The organism is Erysipelatoclostridium sp. DFI.2.3 (genome assembly GCF_019132535.1).
GTDB lineage: Bacteria > Bacillota_I > Bacilli_A > Erysipelotrichales > Erysipelotrichaceae > Clostridium_AQ > Clostridium_AQ innocuum.
Genome location: NZ_JAHOOJ010000009.1, coordinates 65,582 through 88,682, shown reverse-complemented (window position 1 = coordinate 88,682; position 23,101 = coordinate 65,582). Strand labels below are relative to the sequence as shown.

29 protein-coding genes and 1 tRNA gene are annotated in these 23,101 nt (G+C 38.6%); 4 read left to right on the top strand and 26 right to left on the bottom strand.

The window, feature by feature from the left end:
* Positions 1-7 precede the first annotated feature (7 nt).
* From KSZ58_RS10880 to KSZ58_RS10760, 25 genes are all read right to left on the bottom strand, one after another.
* The gene (locus KSZ58_RS10880) at positions 8-301 is read right to left on the bottom strand and encodes a hypothetical protein (protein ID WP_142419567.1); all 294 of its coding nucleotides are present in this window, start codon (positions 299-301) and stop codon (positions 8-10) included.
* Between the two features lies 1 nt (position 302).
* Positions 303-1,262, bottom strand: coding sequence for a hypothetical protein (locus KSZ58_RS10875; protein ID WP_142419568.1), 960 nt, complete (start codon positions 1,260-1,262; stop codon positions 303-305).
* A complete protein-coding gene (locus tag KSZ58_RS10870) occupies positions 1,252-1,575 on the bottom strand; it encodes a hypothetical protein (RefSeq protein ID WP_142419569.1) in 324 nt (107 codons plus the stop codon). Before KSZ58_RS10870 ends, KSZ58_RS10875 begins: the two co-directional genes overlap by 11 nt.
* Before the next feature lie 43 nt (positions 1,576-1,618).
* The gene (locus tag KSZ58_RS10865) at positions 1,619-2,356 is read right to left on the bottom strand and encodes a DUF5011 domain-containing protein (protein ID WP_224727255.1); all 738 of its coding nucleotides are present in this window, start codon (positions 2,354-2,356) and stop codon (positions 1,619-1,621) included.
* An 83-nt stretch (positions 2,357-2,439) separates the two neighbouring features.
* Positions 2,440-7,497 (bottom strand): SpaA isopeptide-forming pilin-related protein, encoded by a 5,058-nt coding sequence (locus KSZ58_RS10860; RefSeq protein ID WP_185957940.1) that lies wholly within the window; start codon positions 7,495-7,497, stop codon positions 2,440-2,442.
* A 410-nt stretch (positions 7,498-7,907) separates the two neighbouring features.
* Positions 7,908-8,852 (bottom strand): DUF5011 domain-containing protein, encoded by a 945-nt coding sequence (locus KSZ58_RS10855; protein ID WP_217752726.1) that lies wholly within the window; start codon positions 8,850-8,852, stop codon positions 7,908-7,910.
* A gap of 81 nt (positions 8,853-8,933) precedes the next feature.
* Positions 8,934-9,173 (bottom strand): hypothetical protein, encoded by a 240-nt coding sequence (locus KSZ58_RS10850; RefSeq protein ID WP_142419572.1) that lies wholly within the window; start codon positions 9,171-9,173, stop codon positions 8,934-8,936.
* Between the two features lie 93 nt (positions 9,174-9,266).
* Positions 9,267-9,728 carry a hypothetical protein gene (locus KSZ58_RS10845; protein WP_142419573.1) on the bottom strand — a complete coding sequence of 154 codons (462 nt, stop codon included), beginning with the start codon at positions 9,726-9,728 and terminating at the stop codon, positions 9,267-9,269.
* A gap of 49 nt (positions 9,729-9,777) precedes the next feature.
* Positions 9,778-10,086: a hypothetical protein gene (locus KSZ58_RS10840; RefSeq protein WP_142419574.1), complete on the bottom strand. Its 309-nt coding sequence runs from the start codon at positions 10,084-10,086 to the stop codon at positions 9,778-9,780.
* 163 nt (positions 10,087-10,249) lie between these two features.
* Positions 10,250-10,486: a hypothetical protein gene (locus tag KSZ58_RS10835; protein WP_142419575.1), complete on the bottom strand. Its 237-nt coding sequence runs from the start codon at positions 10,484-10,486 to the stop codon at positions 10,250-10,252.
* Between the two features lie 93 nt (positions 10,487-10,579).
* Entirely contained in the window at positions 10,580-11,278 is a 699-nt protein-coding gene (locus KSZ58_RS10830) for a hypothetical protein (protein ID WP_142419576.1), read from the bottom strand.
* Positions 11,279-11,339: 61 nt separating this feature from the next.
* Positions 11,340-12,362: a ParB/RepB/Spo0J family partition protein gene (locus KSZ58_RS10825; RefSeq protein WP_142419577.1), complete on the bottom strand. Its 1,023-nt coding sequence runs from the start codon at positions 12,360-12,362 to the stop codon at positions 11,340-11,342.
* A 1-nt stretch (position 12,363) separates the two neighbouring features.
* Entirely contained in the window at positions 12,364-13,140 is a 777-nt protein-coding gene (locus KSZ58_RS10820; protein WP_224727256.1) for a ParA family protein, read from the bottom strand.
* A 14-nt stretch (positions 13,141-13,154) separates the two neighbouring features.
* On the bottom strand, positions 13,155-13,319 hold the full coding sequence (locus KSZ58_RS10815) for a hypothetical protein (protein WP_185957941.1): 165 nt from the start codon (positions 13,317-13,319) through the stop codon (positions 13,155-13,157).
* Complete coding sequence (locus KSZ58_RS10810; protein ID WP_142419578.1) at positions 13,316-13,585, bottom strand: hypothetical protein; 270 nt, start codon at positions 13,583-13,585, stop codon at positions 13,316-13,318. The genes KSZ58_RS10815 and KSZ58_RS10810 overlap by 4 nt, the downstream gene beginning before the upstream one ends.
* 10 nt (positions 13,586-13,595) lie before the next feature.
* Positions 13,596-14,084 carry a thermonuclease family protein gene (locus KSZ58_RS10805; RefSeq protein ID WP_142419579.1) on the bottom strand — a complete coding sequence of 163 codons (489 nt, stop codon included), beginning with the start codon at positions 14,082-14,084 and terminating at the stop codon, positions 13,596-13,598.
* Entirely contained in the window at positions 14,081-14,554 is a 474-nt protein-coding gene (locus KSZ58_RS10800; RefSeq protein ID WP_185957942.1) for a YopX family protein, read from the bottom strand. The genes KSZ58_RS10805 and KSZ58_RS10800 overlap by 4 nt, the downstream gene beginning before the upstream one ends.
* Before the next feature lie 22 nt (positions 14,555-14,576).
* A complete protein-coding gene (locus KSZ58_RS10795) occupies positions 14,577-14,840 on the bottom strand; it encodes a hypothetical protein (protein ID WP_142419581.1) in 264 nt (87 codons plus the stop codon).
* Positions 14,841-14,842: 2 nt separating this feature from the next.
* Positions 14,843-15,157, bottom strand: a complete 315-nt coding sequence (locus tag KSZ58_RS10790) for a hypothetical protein (protein WP_142419582.1) — start codon at positions 15,155-15,157, stop codon at positions 14,843-14,845.
* Positions 15,158-15,355: 198 nt separating this feature from the next.
* A complete protein-coding gene (locus KSZ58_RS10785) occupies positions 15,356-15,568 on the bottom strand; it encodes a hypothetical protein (protein ID WP_142419583.1) in 213 nt (70 codons plus the stop codon).
* Positions 15,561-15,797 carry a hypothetical protein gene (locus KSZ58_RS10780; RefSeq protein ID WP_142419584.1) on the bottom strand — a complete coding sequence of 79 codons (237 nt, stop codon included), beginning with the start codon at positions 15,795-15,797 and terminating at the stop codon, positions 15,561-15,563. The genes KSZ58_RS10785 and KSZ58_RS10780 overlap by 8 nt, the downstream gene beginning before the upstream one ends.
* Before the next feature lie 19 nt (positions 15,798-15,816).
* Positions 15,817-16,047 (bottom strand): hypothetical protein, encoded by a 231-nt coding sequence (locus KSZ58_RS10775; RefSeq protein ID WP_142419585.1) that lies wholly within the window; start codon positions 16,045-16,047, stop codon positions 15,817-15,819.
* A gap of 312 nt (positions 16,048-16,359) precedes the next feature.
* Positions 16,360-17,913: a hypothetical protein gene (locus KSZ58_RS10770; protein WP_142419586.1), complete on the bottom strand. Its 1,554-nt coding sequence runs from the start codon at positions 17,911-17,913 to the stop codon at positions 16,360-16,362.
* On the bottom strand, positions 17,910-18,221 hold the full coding sequence (locus tag KSZ58_RS10765; protein WP_142419587.1) for a hypothetical protein: 312 nt from the start codon (positions 18,219-18,221) through the stop codon (positions 17,910-17,912). The genes KSZ58_RS10770 and KSZ58_RS10765 overlap by 4 nt, the downstream gene beginning before the upstream one ends.
* A gap of 120 nt (positions 18,222-18,341) precedes the next feature.
* Positions 18,342-18,417 (bottom strand) — tRNA-Glu (locus KSZ58_RS10760).
* 214 nt (positions 18,418-18,631) lie between these two features.
* On the opposite strand from KSZ58_RS10760, the gene KSZ58_RS10755 reads away from it, so the two are divergent.
* The 3 genes from KSZ58_RS10755 to KSZ58_RS10745 all read left to right on the top strand — a co-directional run bounded on the left by KSZ58_RS10755 (position 18,632) and on the right by KSZ58_RS10745 (position 20,792).
* A complete protein-coding gene (locus tag KSZ58_RS10755) occupies positions 18,632-19,627 on the top strand; it encodes an asparaginase (protein ID WP_008819111.1) in 996 nt (331 codons plus the stop codon).
* A 326-nt stretch (positions 19,628-19,953) separates the two neighbouring features.
* Positions 19,954-20,487: a DUF1836 domain-containing protein gene (locus KSZ58_RS10750; protein WP_002608316.1), complete on the top strand. Its 534-nt coding sequence runs from the start codon at positions 19,954-19,956 to the stop codon at positions 20,485-20,487.
* An 89-nt stretch (positions 20,488-20,576) separates the two neighbouring features.
* Positions 20,577-20,792 (top strand): hypothetical protein, encoded by a 216-nt coding sequence (locus tag KSZ58_RS10745; protein ID WP_002608317.1) that lies wholly within the window; start codon positions 20,577-20,579, stop codon positions 20,790-20,792.
* Here KSZ58_RS10745 and KSZ58_RS10740 read toward each other — a convergent pair.
* Positions 20,752-21,636, bottom strand: coding sequence for a metallophosphoesterase (locus KSZ58_RS10740; RefSeq protein ID WP_009269459.1), 885 nt, complete (start codon positions 21,634-21,636; stop codon positions 20,752-20,754). The genes KSZ58_RS10745 and KSZ58_RS10740 overlap by 41 nt on opposite strands.
* Positions 21,637-21,816: 180 nt before the next feature.
* Between KSZ58_RS10740 and KSZ58_RS10735 the strand changes: the two genes are divergently transcribed.
* Complete coding sequence (locus tag KSZ58_RS10735) at positions 21,817-22,989, top strand: NADP-dependent malic enzyme (protein ID WP_009269458.1); 1,173 nt, start codon at positions 21,817-21,819, stop codon at positions 22,987-22,989.
* Positions 22,990-23,101: the final 112 nt, after the last annotated feature.

Here is a 23,101-nt window from a genome sequence, read left to right as displayed (position 1 = left end):
AAGTTCCTTAGATTTTGATTCCGACAAATCGAAGTGCTTTAAGGAGCAAATCCCACAACCAATTTAAAGGTTTAGTAATAAAAGTTATAACGCTGGATGGTTCCAACTTTGCGACAATGATGAAAGCAATCATCACGATAATTCCTACAACAACTTCATCAAGGATCGATGTGATTTTACCTCCTGTTCTTTTCAGTGAGGCCTGGGCACTTTTTACCAATCCCCACATGATAGCAATGAATATGATTAGTAAAATCAAATAGTAAAATGTTTTGAACCCGTCTAATTTTGTGAAATCCATATCAATATACCTCCATCTGTATAATCTTGTTTGTTTTACGATCAAATGTGAAACGGATACTTCTATTTTGTTTTAGGAACTTTCCTGTTTCAAATGTCACATCTGCGATAACTGTACATTCTGTATCTGTCTGGCTTGCTGCACCCAGATTTACAAATGTGATTTTCGTATCCGGATCGAGCGGTTTAAGATCTGCTGCATTTTGCATCAGTAATCGTGCCTGCTCAAGGTCAGTTGCATACGTAGTTAAAAAGAGCTGAATTGTGTTTTTCATTTCCTCTTTTCCTTCATCGTTTAGATCCTGACCTTCCATTTTTGTCATATCTTTTTCATATACTTTTTTTTCTTCGTTATTCATATATGCAAAATCAGAACTGACCATGTTGATTGGAGAAGTCACAACATATTTATCATTTTGCTGAACTGCATTCAATGATGCATATATTTCTTGTAATTCTTCTTTGCCATCTGTGTTTTCGATTTGCAGCTTCACTTTTGTGTATAATGTAATTCCACCGGTAGACTCTGTATTATCGGATATGACCTGATAAATTTTTAAATCCATAGGTACAACCTTTTTTACATTCGTATCATAATCGCTGCTCCAGTTTCCAGTTGAAAACATCTGTAGATACTCACTGCTCTTCTCAGTTTGAGGATACTGGAAATAATACTGAAGATATTGTTCAGCAAAGGCGTAATCATTGATTGCCTTTGAAATTATGATTTCCTGACCTTTGTCTGCAAGCGAGCGATAACCACCAATCAGCCCGATACTGATAATCAGAATAAGTACTAGTTTTCGTATTCTATCGGTTCGATTGCGCTTTTTCAATAATTTCTGATACCGTTCTTCTAATAAAGTTTCATCTTCCTCATTCAATTCATTTAATTCAGAGGCATCATTTTCGGTATCCTTACCAGGAGCCTCTAATTTCTTATGGAGCTTTTTAAATAGCATCATCTTCCTCCTTTACCATTTTCATGAGTTCTTGAAGATATCTCATCCATATATAATCAAAGTCCTCTTGTTTTAACTTTGCTACCATGAATCCTGTATGATCGTATTTCTCATAAATGTCAGATAAACAATTTCTGTCATTTTTATCATTTCGATACTGATATAACAGTTCCAAAATCTCAATCATCGCAAGAGAAGGATACTGCTTATAAAAGCTTAGTTTTTCTCTTATGAACTCCTGAAAGTAGACATTCGTATTCTTCGGATACCTATTTTTTAATATATCTAGGATTTCTTCATAAATGGTTAACATTGTCTCATTCTCTTTCTTTGATGTAGTACCAGTGACTGGTACATTATTGTAAATCAAGCTGATAGCCGGTATAGATGCCTTTTTCGTCCTGCAGTACATTACACTGATACCTCCTTCCGCTCGCTGCACCTGCAGCATTACATTTAGCCGCAGCTGATTCAAAGGATTCTCCATTTGCAAATAGCCAGGTCTGACCTCCAGTTACTGCAGGCTGTGTAGGTTGCGATTTCGTTTCAGTTTCCGGATTATTCTGTTTTTTATTTTCCTGGTTTTGATTCTTTTGGGGTATCTCTTTTTCTTCAGGTTGCTTTTCAGGCTTTTCTTTTACTTTATCTTTAACTATTAAAGTAAGTGTTTTCTTCACTTTGTTACCACTGGAATCTTCTATTTGATAATCGATTTTATAATTACCAGGTATACTAAGCTGATATCTTCCGCTAATTTTCACAGGGAGTTTCCCATCATAATTGCTGTATGCTGTTTTCACATAAGACTTTGCATCGAATTTATCATTGACATATATTTCTACTTTGTTTTTTTTCAAAAGGAGTGTGGGTGGTGTCGGATCCACCACCCGTATCTCCTTCAAAAATTCTCTTTGTTGACCCTGATCTCCAACAGCAATATACAATAGCTTTTTATCTCCTGGAGTCGATGTATCAATCGTAGGGTATAGGATATTTACTGAATTTGTTGATTCTATCAACGATATTGGATTAACTTTTTCATTGACTTTAAACATACTGCTGTCCTTAAATCTAATTGAAAGTTCATCACCCATTGCAGGCTTTGGAAACAGTAGATACCAGCAGCCCACACACATAAGGACAACGCAAAATAGGAATATCAAGTATTGACTTTTTTTCACAGATTCTCATTCTTTCTCTTACGAATCCCGAAGATTCCTATTACGGAAATACCAATTAAGATGATCCAACCTACCGTATCTGTAGTATCACCGGTACCCGGCCCGCCTGAAATCGGCAGAGGGCGATCCGGATAAATGATAGTACGAAGTTTATCATTTCCATTAACCCATGTATCATCGATGGTTACTTTTACAACTTCATCAGATAACTGATATCCTGATGGAGCTTTACTTTCCTTGATGAAATAATCACCATAAGTCAGACCATCGAACAAGGCGATACCATTTTTTGTATCCGTCTTTGCTGTACGGATTTTTTTTGTACATGCTTCATCACTGTATAATGTAAATTCTGCGACCTTCAAGATGTCTTTATGGTCATAATAGTCAACCTTATTCACCTTGATATAGCTTCGAATCATGTTATCCTTCATCGCGACTTTCTGACCGTCACCTGCTGTAAATGTGATTTCTTCTGCAATTTCATATCCATATGGTGCAGTGACTTCCTTCATTACATACTCTTTACCTTCTACAAGGTAGTGGATAGTGTGCGGTTCCTTGCCGGATATCCATTCATCAATAACGCTGCCTGTTTCCTTGTCGATGACCTGCAGCTTGGCTCCTTCCAGTTCTTCTGTTCCGCTCTCTCCGACCTTTGAAAATTCCATTTCTGTAGGCTTGTTCTCACAAGCTATCGTCAACAGATCACCTTCCGCTTTGACTTCGACCTTGTAGATATGATCATTCAAAGCATAGCCGTTGACCTGTTCAGCTTCGCGAATATAGTACACACCAAGCTCTAGTTCAGAAAAGGTTGCGACACCGTTCTCATTCGTTTCTGCTGTGGTTATGACATCCTTCATATCCTCGCTGGCAGAGATATCAAATTTAATTCCTTGCAGTTTCTTTTCAGCATCATTCATATCAATCTTCTGTACCTGGATGCTTCCTCTGGCAAGCTCGTTATGGATAAGCCCATCTTCACCGATGAGGACTCTATAGCTTGATACGTCCTGACCATGATATGCGATTTCAAAATCATACTCCTTGTCGTTCAGGACATACTGTCCATCCGTTGCTAATTCCTTAATGTAATAAACACCATTAGGGAAATCAAATGTATAGGCCTGTGTAAGGTTTCCATTTTTATCAATGCCGGAGGTATAGATCATCTGACCGTTTTCTATTGCCACATTACCTTTGTAATCATAAATGTCCTCTCTTGCGAAGATTCCAAACACGATATCTTTATAAGCATCTGGATTTTTGAATACCTCTTGCTTTTCCAATAGCTTCTTCATTTCAATTTCGACAGTCGGACGTTCATTTTTCAATGTTGATGTAATAGTCTGTATTTCATTGGTCTGATTGTCTTTGACCTCAAAATAGTGCTTTGCTGAATCAATGATGTATCCATGAGGGACTTTTGTTTCTCGATAGAAATATTTACCTACAGGAAGCTTCTTGCTCGTTACACTATCCCAATCAGATTCCAGTGTTTCGATTACATCACCTTGATGGTAATAGGTGTGATTACCGATCTTTATATCCTCTGCCGCATAAATTGTGATCTCTGCTCCTAATATGTTGGATTTTTCCCATACAGGATTCTCTGTCTTGCCGAACTCTGTCTGCCCGGTAACCGTCTGTAGGAATATATCTCCGGATTTATTCCATTCTAACTGACCGAATACTATCTCATCCTTCATTTCAACACTTTGAACTTCACCAGTATCCTCTACAGTGAACTCCACATCCTGAGCGATGGCATACCCGAATGGACTGCTCATTTCATGTAAGACATATGTCTTACTGGTCTCTAATCCTTTGATCACATGAGTCTTGATGCTGCCATCTTCATTTTTTCCATCCTGCCCAGAAATCCAGCTATCAAATATTGCGCCCGGTTCTCCCTTTGGATATACACTCAGATGTGCGCCTTCGATCTCTTCGTTATTCGTGATATCTTTCTTTGACACCTCAACCTTCGTGATCTCATTCTGATAAGCAGCTTCCAATTTTATAACTGCTTTTTCCTGCCCCTGGTACGTAGCATCAAATTCTATGACTTTATCAGTAGAAGCATAGCCCATTGGAGCTTTTAGTTCTTTGACATAGTATTTTGATAACGGTAAGTCCACATCAAATGTAGCAATACCATCTTCACCAGAATCAGCCTGATAGATAAGCTCATCTGCTTTTACTATGACAGTACCTGCAGCGTCATGAATATCAGTTTTCGCATATAGACCAAAGATCGCACCAGAGAGAGGAGTTGATGTCTCTGCATCCTCTTTCATGATAGATAATTCTACTTTCTGTCGCTCATTCGTAAAGCTGGACTCATCGAATACGATAGAGGTATTTTGGTCTTTATATGTCAGCTCTACTTTTTGTGATTCAGCATTCAATACAAAGCCGTCTGGGGCGTTTTTTTCAGATACCTCATATTTCCCTAATGGAAGTAGTTTGGAGGATCCAACGCCATTATTCGCCGTTGTAACGGTATCTACAACTGTTCCTTTTTTGTATAGGATCGTTCCATCATTTGCTGGATCCATGATATCAGCAGCAGCTGTAATGTCATACACTGCTCCAGCGATTCCAGTTTCCGTATAAGCAAAATGCTTGTTACCCATTTTATCTGTTTTCACAGATGAAAGAACTTCACCAAGCTTCTGAACATTGATTCTACCTTTAACGGAAGTATCCTGCTTTATCACAGTTATAACCGGAGTGCTTCCATCTGGCAGTGTTTCATAGGCCGTGTTGCTTGAAACAGTGAATTCTACAGGAGATACATTTAATACATAGCCGTCTGGGGCAGTGATCTCCTCGATCTGATAACGTCCCGGATCAAGTTCTTTGCCTGTCATGACTGTTCCAGATTCATCTGTTGTCCATTCTGTTACATATTTAGGGGTTGGATTCCACTCCCAGTATCCTACATACTCATTTGTAACCAGATTTCTGATTTTTAAAGTTGTTCCTGCCAATGCAACCGTCTTGCCCGTTTCTGCATCTTGTTTTACCATAGCGATTACAGCGCGAAATTTTTCATCATTGAATATTCTCCATGCTTGTGGTACTCTACTGTCTTCTGTGATAACTACCGTGAAATCAGGTATCTGATAATGGTCAGCCGGAATTTTAGTTTCTCGGACGATATACGTTCCATAAGGCAATTCTTCAGATTTAGCATATCCTGTGTTATCAGTTACAAGTTTAGCAGCAGTATGACCTTGCGCATTTTTTGCGATCGGTGCTTTTTCCCAGCTGCCATAAGCATCGATATCTTTCTTTGACTTAATAGTAAACTCAACACCAGCAAGGATATCCATCTCACCGGAATTATTATCTGATGCTTTTATAAGTTGAAATGCTTGTGCTTTGACCCGTTCTTTTACTGCTTGCTTTTTTGTTATAACTGAAATTTGAGAGCTTTCATAAGTAAGAGACACATCGTACTCATTAGTATCCAATGTGTATCCTGTACTTGGTGATTTCTCTTTTATGTAATAATCTCCCAGGTAAAGGTCAGAAATAACGGCTTTAGCATTTTTATCGGTAGTCAGTGTTGCCACAAGGGCATCTTTACTGAATTTCGTTGATCCATCTGCAGGATCCAGAATAGCATTACGTGCTTTTAATTCATAGATAGCCCCCTGCAGGGATGCTTCGCCTTGCGGTATCGCTCCTGTTACACTATCTTCCTTCGTTAGTTCTATACGACCTTTCACTCGATCGTCTTCACCGGTTACAGTGATTTTCTGTTCGTTCGTGGTGATTGTAACAGGGTAGGAGGTCTTGTTTAAGATATATCCAGATGGAGCTATGACCTCTTTGACTGTGTACTCACCAAATCTCAAGTAACCGGATTCTGTATAACCGGTTGCCTTTGTGACGAGACGTTCAAGCTCTTGCCCTTTATCGTTGTAGATGGCATATGTAGCTCCTGCCACCTGTTTTTTAGATTCTGGATCTATTTTCTTAAGCTGAATCTTTCCTTTGATCCAGTTATTGTGTACGGTATGTGTCGCTGTTTTGTTAGCTTCTACAACCACACTTCTTATCGTTCCATCTAAAACAAGATGGCTAGGAACTTCTGTTTCCTGGACATAATAAGTTGCTGGTGGTAAATCATCCACTGTTACAGAACCGTCTGATCCAGTAGTATAAGTTCCTACAGGAGAAGACATATCATTATTTTTAGATATTTTAAATTTTGTACCAGGTACAGCTGTACCATCTTCATCTTGCTTTGATATCTTCAAAGATCCAGTCTTGTTTACTGTTACATTAAGATACGACTGCAATGGGTCTTTTACATAAAATTTTCCCATGTCTTGAGAACCATCTTTATGATAAATGAGGCTTGTACCTACGCAAACATCTGGTATTTTATTATACTTGATTTTCGCTTTATCTTTTGCATCTGCTGTTGCAGTAATTGTTAAATTATTACCATTTTTAGTTACCGTAAGTCCGTCAGAGGATATAAGATGAAATTCATTAAATACACCGTTTATATCAGTTAATGTTGTACTTTCACCAATATCCAGTGTTATATCTGTTCTATGAAATGACGGTAATGTAGAATGTTTATCAACGGCATTCTGTATTTTCTTTTTATATCCGGCATAATCAAATCCGGATGCGGAAATCGTCCAGCCCATTTCTTCCCATATCATTAGATTTACAGCAAACTTGTAATAATCTACATCTGATTTATTTCTGTTCTTATAATAGCCTTCATAGGCAATAACTGATAGCTTTAACGCTTGTGATGAAGGAAAATCACTTTCTTTGTATCCTCCACCAGAAACGACTTCAGTCTTTGGATCCACACAGAAAACGACTTCTCCATCCATTTTCAATGTGAATCCTTGTCCATACGCACTCCATCCATCCTTTGATGCTTGATAACTAACACCATCTAAAAAGGCTTTTGATGCAGTGTGATCTGCTGCGTGAATTGGCAGTTGAATATTTAATAATGCGGCAAATAAAGCAAGCATTATGAGAAATGTATTTTTTATCCTTTTTTTCACTTTTTTATTTCCTTTCTATTGACCCTGCTTTTTATCATTTGCTGATCACTCCTTATTTTGAAAAACTCTTCTCTTAAATGTTTTTTGATATTCATTCTTGACATAGGGCTTTGCAGCCCTAGAAAAATCCCGTTTTTTGATAATACATATCCGTTCCTCCCAATAAAAAAGACAGGATGTTTTCCTGTCCGATCGATTGAATGTTTCTCAAAAAAAACAAGGGCAACTTGATAAGTTGACCCTTGTATTAGAAACATTCAAATATAGATGAAGCAATTACAGAAACTTCATCATAGCAATTATAACACTTATTTTGGTCATGTAAAGTGACATTAAAATGACACCTAAACGGACATCAAACGGACATCAAACGGACATTTTTTTATCAATTAACAGTTTTTATTAAGGATTTAATAGAATTCAACTGTCCATACGTCGTTTCGCTCCTCACAATTATCATAAACTGTCCATGCATGATATCCATTATACCCCTTTTTCCCCCAAGGGCCTTCCCCATAATTAAGCTGTTCATTCGCAAATGCATCCGCTGCAGCTTCTGAATAGAATACCTGGCCACTATTTCCTATTCTACCAAAGTTCCCATCAGATACACATGCAGTAGGTTTTTCCTGTGGAGCTGCAGGAGTATTATTGGAAGATGATTGTCCGCCACCAGAATTAGATCCTGAGGATCCTCCAGTATTGCCTGTACCGGAATTTGCATGAGGAGAAGAACCCTGATTTCCTGAATCACTGTTTTGTGACTGTGCAATCGGGGTCTCTTCCTGAGGCTGTTTTACTTCTACTTTCTTTTCAACTTTTACTTTATATGATTTTTCGGTTTTGTTTCCATTTGCATCATATGCTTTTACAGTAATGGTATACGTTCCTGCTTTCTTTGTATCTAATTTTCCTTTGTCAATATAGTAACCAGATTTCTCAACTTTTTCTTTACTATATTTAAGCTCTCCATCAATACGATCCTTCACACTTTCTATATTTTTATTCAGATTCAGCTTATCGCCGGCGGTAATCTTAATCTCATTCTTTTTCAATTTGATGACCGGCTTTGCTGTATCCTCTACAGTAATTTTAATTTCAACATCTTTTGAACGATCACCATCTGTAAATGTGACCTGCAGATTCTGTGTACCGACTTTTTTATTATCAAAGCCTTTCACTTTATCGACTTTGATTCCTTCATCTGATTTCTTGTTGTCAAACAGTTTGTTTTGATCTAATTTTTCACCATACTCTACCACCAGATTCTCAGCTGGAGTGATGACCATTTCTTTGCTGCAGCCGCCCATAAAAAAGATAGCTGCCATTGATACTGCGATTGTAAATTTTTTCATTCTTTTTTCCCTCACTTTCTTTTACCCATTAAAGAATGAATGCCCTCCGTATTTTCATAAACAAATGCAATGTTGCAAAACTTATACAAGATTAATTCCTGTTTTCTCTTCAACAGATTCTGCATAAGTGTCTACATCGATATAGCCTTTTGATAGATCTATTGCTTTTTCCATAACACCGGATAAGATATATTCAATATCATCTTTTTTCATACCTGCTTCATATAACACTTCAACAATCGAAGCACTATATATCTTGCTGGTTGTCTCTACCAATTTCTGCTCTCTTATCTTCTGTAGTTGCTGATCACGTCTACTCATGTAAGACCTCCACTTTTGAGTAATTACATTGCCTTTTGTTATACAAACAATATCACAGCTGGCATTTAGTTACAATAATTTAATTCAATTTTCTTACTGATTGTTTTCGCTTTTTAAAACGAATATTCCATAGGCAACAGCGAAATCAATATAGGCATTGTTCATCTTCCTTCTTAATTGTCGTAAGGATATAGGCATATCATTCACTTCGAATTTCTCTTGTATTTTTTCCATCGTCAGATGATTCACATAACGATAATTGATCAATTCAATCTCTTCCAGGCTCAGTAAATTGATACATGACTGTATTGACTTTATATATCTGTTTAGGACATCATACTCTCTATCTTTCTTATCTATGCTTTCTATAAGTTTCGTATCATGGTTCAGATATGATGAAAAACTTTTAAAGACTTCTTCCTGTTGAGGTACATGTTTGAGCCCTATATCATAATATGCATTTCCTATGATTTTCAAAAATCGGCTATATTCATTTAGAACTGTTTTTGCTTTTTTGATAGTTTGCTTTTCATCTAATTGATCATAAAACGCCATTTTTAAACCTCCCTGAGAACCGTGATATTTTAAATTGCTTCCGTATGATTTAATACTCGTAATTTCTCAGATTCTCCTCAATTTCCTCTACGATATCTATATACTCTATCCCCTCTAAAAACACAGTAGGGAATGCACCTAGAAAAAATATATCAGATAAATCATTTTTGACATCAGTCCATCCATCAATTACTAAGCTAAACTCATCATTTATAAATTCTCTTTTAAATTGTTGGAATTCTTCTTCTGTGTAATCCGATCCATCAAGAGTAACGCCAAATGTTTCGTCCATAAGGCGCTCAATAGATTGCTTAAAAGCATCCTGCATAATACGGCCATAATCATAAATAGATCTCATATAAACCTTGCCTCCTGAAGTACCAGTGACTGGTACATGCAATTTTTTTTATTACTTCTTATATCCTGCCTTTTTATCAGATGCTGCACTTACACTGCATAAAGCATAGAGCAGTATTATAGTAAGGCAGAGTAGAGTTATGCATAACATAAATATTATGATTCTACACATAAAACTCAATTTCCTCAGGCTCATCACTGATATCACATTCATCAATCAAATCGCCATAATACTCATCTTCACCAGCCAATAATCTTCTTCTCTTTTCTTCTGCTTCAGCATACGTATCTGCATAACATGTTCTAAATGGTTCAGTCCAATTCATTTCATCACCAGTATCAGGATCGATATCCATCAAATGATAAGTAATGCCCCATACTTTGCGTTTCACTGTTTTCATTTTGAACCCTCACTTTCGTTTTATTTATGAAATTATCCGTAAATATGTATGTACCAGTGACTGGTACAATACTTAATTACAGTATATTTTCCTTTACTGCATCGCTTGTTTACTTTTCATGAACTCTTCAGCAACTTTATCAAAAGTATCCATACCGATATAGGCTAAGCTGCTTATAAAGTGTTCTTCAGGGGAGTTTACAATAATGTCGAAGCCACCGTTTGGACTAATGTTTTCGTAATTCTTTTCAAAGTAATGCTTACTTTCAGCCTGCTTCCATAGTTGTTCTAAAACCACACGGATGACTTTTGGATCTTTCTGTATTTCTTTTGGCAATGTTACATACACATATGGATCAAATTCATACTTTGCTGACAGCATCTTGCTAAAATCTGTGTCATCAAAGGTTTCTGGTAAATTATCCAATTCATATTTCAGACGTTTCATTTCATAGAGCTGAAAAACATTTTCATCGAATAGTGTATGGCAGCTACCATTAAAGGCAAAACTGATGCTTAAATCAGTACCATTGTGTACATGACTACTGCCGAAGATATCACCTTTTCCACTAAAAACCGTAATATATATTCCATTTGAATTTGGAAGATAGAAGGTTGTGCTATCTTCCTGGTAATATGCTTGGTTGATATGATTCTCTACTTTCACTGCATCTGAAAATAAATCTATTACTTTAGCTGTTGCACATTCTACTGATTGTTCTTTAATAAATTTGATCAACTTATCAAACTTATTTTTGATAGCTGCAATATTCGTATATAGGTTATTGGTCATTTATATTACCCCTGATTCTTTTTGGTTTTATGTACCAGTGAATGGTACAAGGACAAACAATTCACATCTCTTCGCAAACTAAACCTAATTGCTCCATTAATTTATCGATTTCAATTTGGACCTTTTGAAACTGTATATATTCATCACGGAATTCAACACAGTTAAGCTTTTTTGATAACTTATCCATACCATTGATGATAGCAGTCATTATTTCTTCTATTGTTTCAAAATGATTTTCATTTTGTTCAGATATATCCGATACTTCATCAACAATATCACCATCAAATTCTAATGTATCAGAATCTGCTTCATCCTTTTCTAATTCAGTTTCTTGGATTTCATCATTTTCATCATAATAAAGCTGTCTTTCTGTACATGACTCATGTTCTTTATTCAATTCTTCTTTAAATGTGTCAACTGCTTTTTTACTATATGAATCATTTTCCTCTAAAAATTTCTTTTGATCTTTATCGGGTAGATCGACTAAAGCTACAGCAGCATCGATTGGTAATTCATCTTTCCGGATACTCTCTCTTACGGATTCAGATCCGTGGTTGAGGATTTTCTCATAATTTGCTACCTGTGATTTTTTTAATCCCATCTCATTTGCGATGATTGTTTGGATACGACCAGGCACATTTTCTCCAGCTGCTTTTTTCGCTTTATAGATTTCCTTCAGCTCTTCAACAGCTTCAAGTTTCTCAGCGTTGGTCAATGGATCGTTTTCCATGTTGTTCAAAATCAGCCGTTTTCGTGCATCAATATCACTCATCGTGACGATTTTGCAAGGGATATATTCGTATGTCATATCTCCATTCTCGATGTTTTTTAAGATTGCAGTATATCGGCGTTCACCTCCGATAAGTTCAACATCATACGCATCGTCCTCAATTTTTCTTACAAGAAGATTATTTTCCAGCCCATCTTCACGTATATCTTCAGCTAACTCATCTATCCTACGCAGCTCCCGGTTTCTTATGGGGCGCTTTATTTTTGTATAATGAATGTTGGAGATTTTGTTATCAAAGCCAAGTTTCTTCGCTTCATTATTCATGAATTCTCCAAGGATACTTTTTTTCTTCATGTTACATCACCTCCAGCAATTCTGCAGTTAATTTCTCGTAATCTTTAGCAGCTTTTGATTTTCTGTATCGATAGGAGAGAGGGGAGTGATGTTGCCTTGCTCTTCTCACTTGAATCTTGTTCTCTCGTATATATGTATCAAAGCACATGTTTCCAATGTCTTCTTTTAATCCAAGCAACAGCTTTTCAGTATATTTAGTTTTATCCACCATTGTAGGAAGTACTTTACAGCGGATATCACCATCAAACAATGTTATAAGTTCCTGGATAGTCGTCATAACACCCTTTAATGAATCATCTTCAAGCAGAGTTGGAAGAATAACGAGATCACTGATTTTAAGAATCTCCGCTGTTAATTTATTAAAATATGGTGATGTATCGATAATGATAAAATCATACTCATTACGAAGTGGTGAGATCTGACGATAGAGGACATCATCCAATATTTCAGTGCTGGCCAGATAGTCATTACCAGGTAGGATATCCAAATCATTGAAACGTGTTTTATAGATACATTTATGCACATTCTCCAGCTGCAGCATACCAATCACGGATCTGCTGTATTTTCGACCACTTAATCCTTCCGTTGCGTTACATTGTGGATCCAAATCAATCAATAATACTTTCTTGTTACATAATGTTAAATCATATGCTATATTCTTAGCTGTTGTTGTCTTTCCACTACCGCCTTTTCTGTTAGTAATGGCAATTGTTTTTCCTGATTTGATCATTTTTTTCTCCTCTTTTTCGTTTTCGCTTGCGTTTTCTATTTGTACCATAGTGGTACCTTCATTTATCGTTTTTCTTCTATCTCTATAAACTGAATCTTTCTCTTGCTATTCTGTTTCCGGGAAGGAGTTACTTTTCCTTCCTCAATGATCGTATAGCGATTTTTAAGATAGGCTATGAGAGCTAAACGTTCTGTTTCATGTACGAATTCTAAGCGTAGTGTCATCATGATCTGTTTTCTCCTGTAAACCTTGGGAGAAAGAAGCCGAAATCATGCGAAGGAAATTCTTCTCTGATGATACTGTTTCGGATTCCGCAGAAATCATGTGCAAAGTTGAAATCATTTGCGGCTAGAAAATCATCTAGTCTCAAATTGAATGTTTTATCTGCACTGAATAGATCCATCATGATATCGTCCTCATCTTCATCAATCTGTATAAGCTCCAGTTTCTTTGCTCGTTCTATGATTTGTTTATACTGCTTTGTTTTTCGCATATTAGCCTCCTTATTTCCCATTCCATAGACCAATCTTATCAGTCTTGGCTTTCCTTTCTGCTTGTTGTAATGTATCTGTATATTTATAGTCACCATATAGATAGGCAACTTTGGCATATCCCTTTTGTACAAGTTTCTCCTGCAGTAATTGATCATCTACAAATATCCAGGCTAAGTATCTTCCATATTTATCTGTTTTATCTGCTTCATATTCTAATCGAATGACATCTGCTTTCTGCAATGCATCACAAGTATATTTACTTGCTTCTTTACCAAAGGGCTGTACCGGCGTATTTGGCTTTTTGGTCTCTGGTGTATCTATTGCAAGAAACCGTACCGTTGTGTCTTTCCCATCAATAATGAAATGAGCTGTATCACCATCTGTACATTTTGCCAGTTCTACACCATCCTGCTCCAACGGCTGCAGCTTCTTTAGAAAAGGAATAATTACTATAACTGCTGTACATAAGATTGCGATAATCTGCTTTGTTTTCTTCATATATCATCAATTCCTTTTATTAAATCATCATCATTCTCGTGATATCCTTCATAGATATTGCCAACACATAATGCCAGAGTTTCAATATTCATTAAAGGGCAGATGTCATTGTGATCAGAACCGGCAACAGCATCATATGCAGCTGCAACAAATCCCTCGTTCGACCCCCACAACTTATCGCCAGGGCAAAATGCATCATGTGTACCGTATTCAACACAGAACTCACAACCGGTTTCATAACGTAGAATATCTTTTTCATAAACATCACTATGCGATATATCTTTGCGCCCGGAAAGACATCGCATGACATCAAAATTTTCCATACTGACAGGTAGAAGTGTCATTTTGTACTTGTTTTTTCTGTTTTCTATAGCATTACTGATTCTGTATAATTCTCCTGCGGGTCCAATCAAAAAACCATCATAATACATTTTGTTCTCTTTTTTGTCCCAAACTCGATAACTGATCATAGCAATCATCCCTTTCCTAATATCACCGTACACCGTGATATAATATATATTCAGTTATTTTAGAGAGCCAATCATAAAATGCCTGTTTTCCGTAATATATTTCAGGATCTACATTAAATCTCATGCACTCACTTACAAACGGATCAAATACTGCAGTATCTCCTGTATCCAGAAAAATCGTATCGTCTCTGTATTCACCTTCTTCATTATAAAAATCTTCCCATATCTGTATTTGCTGTTTGATCATTGAAAGCAATGCTTCATCAATATTAAATTCTTCGCACATATCTAATTACCTTTTATAAGCTCCATCACTCCTGGCTCTGTCTCTTCAAAAGTCATTTGCTCAAATGCTTTTCCTTGCTGTAATTGCAACAATTCACCAATAATATTGTCATACACTTGCTCGACTATTTGATCTATAAATTCACCATACGTCGAAAGGATAAATTCATCAGAACTATTGGTAAGAATTATGCGTACAGATTCTTCGTGTCCGAATTGCATAATGAAGCGAGTGATATTATAGGCCGTTCCTTTAAAATGAAATTTGTTGTGATAGCAATTATCTTTTATCACATGGCCTATTACATCATAAATCATGATTTTGTACCTCCTTTATCGCTTCATCAATAGACATATTCCATTTCATGCCAAATATATCCTGCATAAATTCATAGACGTTTCTGAGACCTTTTTCATGGATCCATTTCATCATTGCAAAATGCTGTTTAAATCCCTTGCATCCACTATGTAGATATCTCCACATAAGGAGTTTTTTATAAAATTTTGAATGCTTGATCATAAGCATTTCACCATATAAGTTGTACCACTCTTTCCTTCTCCGGTATGTTCAATTTCAATGCATTCACATTCAAACCCTTCTTCCAGCAGGATAGGAAGTAATGATTTACCAAGATCTTTATACAGTTTCCGACCTATTGCACAATTTCCATATGATACTAAATGATTCAAAACCCACGCAGGGATGTGCCCAGTTTTAGATTTAATCATAATTTATCTCTCCATATTCATCAGCAGTCAACTTTGTTGCCAAGTCGGAGGTATCTTCATTTTCTAACATATTCATAAATTCGTTTACAGATAGATTAAATGTAAAAGCCATGATCTGACAGGTATATTCATATGAGCTAGTATCTGTCTGTTTTCGTTGCAGGAGTTCTGTTAAACTCTGATGCATGTTATCCCTGTGCCTGTTCCATTCTGATGTAGTTATAGACATTTTTTCATTCCTCCTTAAATTACTGATCCAGTATTCTTGTTAGTGATATCTGAAGGTATAACTTCATTACATCCGGATGATGGTCTTCAAACTGTGGATCACGAAGCATTGGAATGCTATAGCGCTGTTCCATGTCAGACATCAAATGTGATAATTCGATGTCTTTAGCTAAGGTTGATGAGAATTCTGTTTGCATGATGCTTTCATATCTTTCTGCGTAGGCAGATAGCTTAGTAGTGTTATTGTTCATGTTTTTCATCCTTTCTTTTTCATTCTTTTGATGAGATGCACATTATTGTATATGCCTGTAGTTTGTAATCAAAAACCGGCGATGCTCCTAAAGGAGAGGACAGAAAGGCATAATAGGGGAGATATGTCAGGATGCAAAAACGTTACGGCCACATATATCAATGGTGCCTATTTTTTTGCAACCCCCTATCTTCTGCATATGACGCTATATGCTTCAGGACTCATTTTCAGCCCCTATGGGAGTTGTTTTCCTGCTACTTAGTACTGGCTCATCTGCTTTTTTTACACCTGTTATTGTTACCTTGCTAGCTGATTATGTAACCGCCACATCCAGTGACCGCACCAGATAATCTAATGCTGTCTGCGCATATCTCAGCCATTTCTGCAGCTGCTCCTGTCTTTGGTATGTTAGCCGTAGGCGGTAGTCATCTGTTTCTCTTTTCTCCTGAAGCATCTCCATATATGCCTTCAGCAAGATTTTGAAATTCGCGGGATTCTTATTTATAAATTGCAAGTCTCTTGTAACCATTGACTTGCTGACATTCAGAATATCAGCGATTTCCTTGTTCCTCAGATGATTCACGTTTTTGAGTTCACACACCCTTGTTCTTCGTTCCACCATTTCCTGCTGTTTCTCCGTAAGGTTTGTGAGCTTCTGCTTTCGCTTTCGTTTAGCATAAACAGATTTTTTCAGCCATTTTCTTTTTAATATCTTCAATTTCTTCTGTTCTGTAATTGTGATCTCCAGTTTATCAATGATTGTGTCGAAGGAACTACACTTCCGACCACTAGAAGGCTTGCATACCTTTTCTACTTCGTTTGCGGATAATGGGGAATGCATTTCATTGTTGAGTTCCATAGCAAGTTCCACAGATTCATTGATAGAGTAGCCAGACCATACTGCTCTTTCCCGTACAAGATATAGTAGTGTCTCTCTGTATCCTTCATAACTGCCGCTTCTATTTCGCAGTATAATCAACTTTCGCATATCTTCATGAAAATCCTTGTAATAGGGCTTTCGGCTTTCGATATCCTTTTTTTCTTTTGGTTTCTTCCTATCTTGCTTTATATCTTTCTTGTCAGAGCGATAAGCTATCACTTCCTCCTTTGTCCAGGGAAGCAAAGTGGTAAAATCCTGAATACGATAATCAGTATCGTTATAGAGAAGTATCTTGACCTGTCTACCTGATCTACTGTTTACAGTACCCGGAAGGCGGATTACTTGTGTAATCAGCGTTGCACCTGCATCCATCCATAGATCTTTAAACCTACTGTGGAAGGCTTTCATAATTGATCTGTAGAGATGCTCCATATGATAAGAGCAGTGTTTGAATGCATAGATCACATATAGGCCTCTTCCGGAATCCATAACTGCAGTAGGCGGAAAGGGGAGTTGCTTTTGTATCCTTCTGATGTAGAATCTCTGAGGTTCCCAATCTTTATAACGCTCATCCTTGTAGTAATCAAAGTCAAGGGCGATTGCATTTATATGTCGTACATTAGCACCAGCCTTATTAGGTCTGTAGAAACTATTGAGCGAGAAGAATGTATCCTCCACCTCGTCTTCGATTAGTGTTTTGCACTTTTCAAGAAAATCAGAGTTGAGCAGCATATGATCATACATACACTTTGTGCTGCATTTCTTTTTAATTCTGTCACAGTCCTTTAATAAGAATTTCGCCTGTTTTGAATCTATCTGCAGCATATTGATGGCTGTCTCCATGTCTACGCCTTTGCATAGGACATCCATCAACTCCTCAAGCTGTTCATACCTGGTTTTTTCCTCCCAACTCCTGAGAATCGAAGAATAGCAGGTATTGTCCGCATCAGCATGGATTTTCATGACTAATTCAAGTCCTGAATTCATTCTTTTGACACCTCACTATCCTTATCGAACAATCCCTGATTATTCAGAAGATCTAAAGTTTCATCTATCTTGCTAATCAGTGCGATGTTTTCTCTGACACCATGAGGTAGATCATTCCAGATGTCATTTTTATAAGCAAGAAAGTCAAATTCAGGATTCTTGGCAACAGCTAGGATGATTACACGAACCATTTTTCCGCAGGTACTGATATTTAACCGCCTTCTTAACTCCTCGACATGCGCCATTTCCTGTGATGTGAACCTGGAAACAATTTTTTCATTGCGTGGATTGTCGGTTTTATTAGCCATAGATTTTCCTCCATATAACAAAAAAGTGGCATCCGACCATAAACTTTCAGAAAAGTTATAATCAGATACCACAGATTTTAAAAAAACGAACTATTTGACATAGTTCGTATAATATGCATTTGGTGACGCGTACGGGATTCGAACCCGTGAATGCTTGCGTGAAAGGCAAGTGAGTTAACCGTTTCTCCAACGCGCCATCATTTAATCGCGAATGCCAGTTAATAATACCACAAGAAGAATTAGTACGCAAGACTTTTTTTGAAAAAAACAAAAAAATTGAATGCTTACATAAAAAGCAGAATACCGTAGAAACTAATCAGATAAGGAGTAAGATTTATAAAGAAATAAAGCTTTTCAATATACCAGTATAACGCGTATAATATATGCGGTTAGATAAATGAGGTAGGAAGATGAAAAAGATATTATTTTTAACAACCGGTGGAACCATCGCATCCAGTTCCAGTGAAGAAGGTCTGGTGCCATCCCTGACAAGCGAGGAAATTTTGCATTATCTCGGTGAGCATCATGGTGATATTGAAATAACCTGTGAGGATTTGCTGCGGCTGGACTCCAGTAACATGCAGCCGGAGGAATGGCAGCTGATTGCAAGGCGCATTGCAGAGGCGAAAAGCGGGTATGACGGTATTGTTCTGAGCCATGGTACAGATACGATGGCGTATACAGCCGGGGCGCTTTCCTTTATGCTGCGCAATCTGGACATCCCCCTGATCATGACAGGAAGTCAGCTGCCGCTGCTTCATCCGCTGAGTGACGGTGTGGAAAATATTCGTGTGGCATTTACCGCTGTATGTGAGGATATTCAAGGTGTGTATGTATGCTTTAACAGAAAAATTATGCTGGCAACACGTGTTGTTAAGGTTCGTACGATGAATTTCGACGCCTTTGAGAGTGTAAACATAGAGCCGTGCGGACGGGTGGATGCCAGAGGTCTGCGTATAAACAGGCAGCTGCTGATTCATCCAACGAATGCGTTTGCTTTAGAGGATGAGCTGTGTAAGGAGGTCGTGCTGATCAAGCTGATACCGGGCATGAACCCGCTGCTGTTCGACAAGCTGGCGGAAATGGATATCCGCGGTATCGTCATCGAAGCCTTTGGTGCCGGTGGAATCAATTTTGTGCGTCGTGATTTGATCAGCAAGCTGGAAGAAATCGTCGCCCGCGGAATCAGTGTGGTCGTATGCAGTCAGTGTCTTTACGAATACAGTGACTTCTCTATCTATCAGACCGGTCAGAAGGTATTGCAGCACGGCGTGATTCAGGGCTATGATATGACAAGCGAGGCCTGTGTTACCAAGCTGATGTGGGCATTGGGAAAAAGTACGGATACAAAGGAAGTAAAGCGGATATTTGAAACCAATTATGTCAATGAGATAACATTGCCATAGGCCTGTGTGCTGTTTTGCTTAAGGATTCATGTTAAACAGAAGCTGTTATCAATCGATGACCCGTAGCTGGTTGAAGGCTTCTGTTTTCTTATGTCTGGCAAACAACATGAAAGCAGAGGCCGGCCTTTTATATTGCTTCTTTCTGTTTGATAAAAGGATGGCTGTCGCAGGGGAGTATGAGCTGAATTTCCCTTATTTTATCGGTTTTCAGCTATAGTAAGCTAAAATATAAGGATTGGTATCATTTAGTATTGAAAAACATATAAACTGGTACAATATATTAGTTGACAATTCATTGACAGAATGCTACGATATGCTTGGTGATAATGATGATAGAGAAAAGAAAAGCACCGGCGTTTCATTGCCCCCGCTGGGAAGAACTGCCGGATATGGATTTATATATGGATCAGGTCGTAACCCTGTTAAATGAATATCTGAAGCCGTTTCATGCGAAGGATCAGGAAAAGATGGTAACCTCCACCATGATCAATAATTATGTGAAGCACGGAATCGTTTCCCCGCCCGTCAAAAAGAAATATACGAAGAACCACGTTGCCTATCTGATGGTGGTCTGTATCTTAAAGATGGTGTATCGCATGGATGAAATCAGCAAGCTGATTCGTGTGCAGATTTACAAATATCCCATTGATCAGGCATATAACTATTTCTGTGCTGAGCTGGAATGCTGTCTGAAATGCATTTTCGCCCATAAAAAAGTGCATCATGCGCCAAGTGATGATGAGGGAAGTCTTGTGGTCGACCTGATCCGTAATACCGTGCAGGCTGTGGCTTACACGATTTATGTACGGCACGAGCTGGAGCATCCCCAGATTATGATACAGGAGGAATCCGATACATAGGCGGCTTTCACAGTAATATGTGGAAGCTTTTTTCTTTTTTGTTTATTTCCTTCCATCAGCCGCATATAGTATAGCAAGAGGGATACCAAATGAACGAACTGCTTGTGATTGCCTGGCTGCTGCTTCCTGCTTCCGCTTTGCTGATACAATATTATCTGATACAAAAACGACAGAATTTGCTGTGGATCCTGCCGCTTTTGAGTCTGGCCGTCACCTTTTTTATCGGACTGGCGGCTGTATTGTATGCTTTTTTCCTGATTATATTTACAAAGGTTCTGATGGCAGAAGATCCGCATCAAAGCTGATGACCTCACTCGTTTTCATATCGAGAATATATTCATGGGAAACGATCCAGCGCCGGTTTTTATAATCCCGTGTCCGCAGATACAGAAAATCCGCATAAAAACGAAGATTGAAACCGATCTGATCCTGTGAATCCCCGTGCTCTATACGTACGAAGGAAGGCAGATTGATTAAAAACAGATTGCGTCTTGCCAGAACCTCGCATAGGGCGAAGCTGTTGTGCAGATGTCCGCTGATGAAAATGATATGCGGATGTACATCCTTCAGCATGTCCACCTGCAGGTGCTGCTGCGTACCGGTATGATCTTCACTCATAACATGGGTATCCTGCAGCGGCTGGTGTGCGATGATGCATACCGGCTTGTTTTTATCATCCTGCTTTAATCCGTTTAACAGCCAGTCCACCTGCTTTTTGGTGAGAATCATATCGTTCTTGCTTGGCCGCTCACTATTCAAAATATAAAAATGGATGCCTTCTACAAACCGGTCAAAATAAATACTTTCCGCATGTCGTGGCAGCAGCTTCCGGTATTCCGGATGAATGCGGTTTTGTGTGCGTGAAAACAGATTATAGAGATCGTGGTTACCCAATGCAGGCAGAATATGAATCGGGAATTCCTGCAGCTGCGTAAGCACCTGTTTCATCTGAAACGGATAGCCGTTATTTGTCAGATCACCGCAAATTGCCACATGGCGAACCTTGCGCTTCCATATATCCTCCAATGCGGCTTCCAGCTTCGCATTCTGTCTGGGGAAAGCGATGTGCAAATCTGACAGCAGCTCCATTTGCAGATAGCTTTTTTCGTTGCAGATCCGATTGGCAAAGGCCGTTCTTTTTTTATCCATAGCAAATCTCCTCCTGCTGTATATTGTGGACAGAAAACGCTCTTCTATAACGCATAGAGAAAAAGAATTACAGCTGTTGAACAGCTTTTCCACCGCTGAAAAATTACAATTTCTGTTTATATCTTTTTTCGCTTGTGATACTATAATACTGAACGAAAAAGAAAGTTGAGGTATGCGAAGATGGATTATGCAAAAGAAGCGCTGCGTCTGCATGCAGAGTGGAAAGGAAAGCTGGATGTCAATCCCAAAATGGAAATCAACACCAAGGATGATCTGAGTCTGGCGTATACACCGGGAGTTGCTGCTCCCTGTCTGGAAATCGAAAAGGACATCAACAAAAGCTATGAGCTGACCGGACGTGGAAATCTGGTAGCGGTTGTAACTGACGGGACGGCGGTTCTCGGCTTGGGAGATATCGGACCGGAGGCAGGGATGCCGGTCATGGAGGGGAAATGTGTTCTGTTTAAGGAGTTTGGCGGTGTGAACGCAATCCCTTTATGCATTAAAAGCAAGGATGTGGATGAAATCGTACATACAATTGCCCTTTTATCCGGCAGCTTTGGCGGCATCAATCTGGAAGATATCGCAGCACCGCGCTGTTTTGAAATCGAGGCGAAGCTGAAGAAGCTGTGTGATATTCCGGTATTCCATGATGATCAGCATGGAACTGCCATCGTTACCGCAGCTGCTTTGTTAAATGCGGTAAAGCTGACAGGCAAAAACATGGGGGATCTGCGCATCGTCATTAACGGTGCAGGCTCTGCAGGTATTGCGATTGCCCGCTTGCTGCTGAAAATGAATTTCGGTGATGTTATCCTGTGCGATTCCAAGGGGAGTGTATATAAGGGAAGAGAAGGCATGAATGCCGGCAAGAAGGAGATTGCTGAGCTGACGAACAAGGGACTGTTGAAGGGAAGTCTTGCGGATGCCATGAAGGGAAGCGATATCTTCATCGGGGTATCCGCTCCGGATGTGGTCAGTGAGGCTATGGTAGCCAGCATGAATGAAAAATCCATCGTCCTGCCAATGGCAAATCCAGTGCCGGAAATCATGCCGGACAAGGCTAAGCATGCCGGTGCCTTCGTGGTAGGAACCGGGCGCAGTGATTTTGCTAATCAGATCAACAATGTTCTGGCATTCCCTGGTATCTTCCGTGGTGCCCTGGATGTTCACGCAAGCGATATCAATGAGGAAATGAAGGTTGCCGCTGCATATGCGATTGCTTCCTTGGTACGTGATGAAGAGCTGAGCGTAGATTATATTATCCCAAGTGCTTTGAATAAAGAGGTGGGTGCTGTTGTAGCAGAAGCTGTTGCACAGGCGGCAAGGGAAAGCGGTGTAGCGCGCATATAATTGAATAGAGAATACGGTGACCAGTATGAAGTATAGAAATCGCCGTATTTTTTTTGGTAAGCAGGTGGAGGGAGCGTGCCGTCCGACGGATATGGGAGAATAAGCCTTCATC

Bases quoted from the DNA above. Each gene is read 5' to 3' on its own strand.
- KSZ58_RS10780 (WP_142419584.1), bottom strand. From the start codon at position 15,797: ATGTCTATAACTACATCAGAATGGAACAGGCACAGGGATAACATGCAT.
- KSZ58_RS10845 (WP_142419573.1), bottom strand. From the start codon at position 9,728: ATGGCGTTTTATGATCAATTAGATGAAAAGCAAACTATCAAAAAAGCA.
- KSZ58_RS10735 (WP_009269458.1), top strand. From the start codon at position 21,817: ATGGATTATGCAAAAGAAGCGCTGCGTCTGCATGCAGAGTGGAAAGGA.
- KSZ58_RS10840 (WP_142419574.1), bottom strand. From the start codon at position 10,086: ATGAGATCTATTTATGATTATGGCCGTATTATGCAGGATGCTTTTAAG.
- KSZ58_RS10875 (WP_142419568.1), bottom strand. From the start codon at position 1,262: ATGCTATTTAAAAAGCTCCATAAGAAATTAGAGGCTCCTGGTAAGGAT.
- KSZ58_RS10800 (WP_185957942.1), bottom strand. From the start codon at position 14,554: ATGATCAGTTATCGAGTTTGGGACAAAAAAGAGAACAAAATGTATTAT.
- KSZ58_RS10880 (WP_142419567.1), bottom strand. From the start codon at position 301: ATGGATTTCACAAAATTAGACGGGTTCAAAACATTTTACTATTTGATT.
- KSZ58_RS10740 (WP_009269459.1), bottom strand. From the start codon at position 21,636: ATGGATAAAAAAAGAACGGCCTTTGCCAATCGGATCTGCAACGAAAAA.
- KSZ58_RS10825 (WP_142419577.1), bottom strand. From the start codon at position 12,362: ATGAAGAAAAAAAGTATCCTTGGAGAATTCATGAATAATGAAGCGAAG.
- KSZ58_RS10870 (WP_142419569.1), bottom strand. From the start codon at position 1,575: ATGTTAACCATTTATGAAGAAATCCTAGATATATTAAAAAATAGGTAT.
- KSZ58_RS10745 (WP_002608317.1), top strand. From the start codon at position 20,577: ATGAACGAACTGCTTGTGATTGCCTGGCTGCTGCTTCCTGCTTCCGCT.
- KSZ58_RS10750 (WP_002608316.1), top strand. From the start codon at position 19,954: ATGATGATAGAGAAAAGAAAAGCACCGGCGTTTCATTGCCCCCGCTGG.
- KSZ58_RS10785 (WP_142419583.1), bottom strand. From the start codon at position 15,568: ATGATTAAATCTAAAACTGGGCACATCCCTGCGTGGGTTTTGAATCAT.
- KSZ58_RS10835 (WP_142419575.1), bottom strand. From the start codon at position 10,486: ATGAAAACAGTGAAACGCAAAGTATGGGGCATTACTTATCATTTGATG.
- KSZ58_RS10775 (WP_142419585.1), bottom strand. From the start codon at position 16,047: ATGAACAATAACACTACTAAGCTATCTGCCTACGCAGAAAGATATGAA.
- KSZ58_RS10805 (WP_142419579.1), bottom strand. From the start codon at position 14,084: ATGAAGAAAACAAAGCAGATTATCGCAATCTTATGTACAGCAGTTATA.
- KSZ58_RS10770 (WP_142419586.1), bottom strand. From the start codon at position 17,913: ATGAATTCAGGACTTGAATTAGTCATGAAAATCCATGCTGATGCGGAC.
- KSZ58_RS10815 (WP_185957941.1), bottom strand. From the start codon at position 13,319: ATGATGACACTACGCTTAGAATTCGTACATGAAACAGAACGTTTAGCT.
- KSZ58_RS10820 (WP_224727256.1), bottom strand. From the start codon at position 13,140: ATGGTACAAATAGAAAACGCAAGCGAAAACGAAAAAGAGGAGAAAAAA.
- KSZ58_RS10830 (WP_142419576.1), bottom strand. From the start codon at position 11,278: ATGACCAATAACCTATATACGAATATTGCAGCTATCAAAAATAAGTTT.
- KSZ58_RS10795 (WP_142419581.1), bottom strand. From the start codon at position 14,840: ATGTGCGAAGAATTTAATATTGATGAAGCATTGCTTTCAATGATCAAA.
- KSZ58_RS10765 (WP_142419587.1), bottom strand. From the start codon at position 18,221: ATGGCTAATAAAACCGACAATCCACGCAATGAAAAAATTGTTTCCAGG.
- KSZ58_RS10790 (WP_142419582.1), bottom strand. From the start codon at position 15,157: ATGATTTATGATGTAATAGGCCATGTGATAAAAGATAATTGCTATCAC.
- KSZ58_RS10855 (WP_217752726.1), bottom strand. From the start codon at position 8,852: ATGAAAAAATTTACAATCGCAGTATCAATGGCAGCTATCTTTTTTATG.
- KSZ58_RS10810 (WP_142419578.1), bottom strand. From the start codon at position 13,585: ATGCGAAAAACAAAGCAGTATAAACAAATCATAGAACGAGCAAAGAAA.
- KSZ58_RS10755 (WP_008819111.1), top strand. From the start codon at position 18,632: ATGAAAAAGATATTATTTTTAACAACCGGTGGAACCATCGCATCCAGT.
- KSZ58_RS10865 (WP_224727255.1), bottom strand. From the start codon at position 2,356: ATGGGTGATGAACTTTCAATTAGATTTAAGGACAGCAGTATGTTTAAA.
- KSZ58_RS10850 (WP_142419572.1), bottom strand. From the start codon at position 9,173: ATGAGTAGACGTGATCAGCAACTACAGAAGATAAGAGAGCAGAAATTG.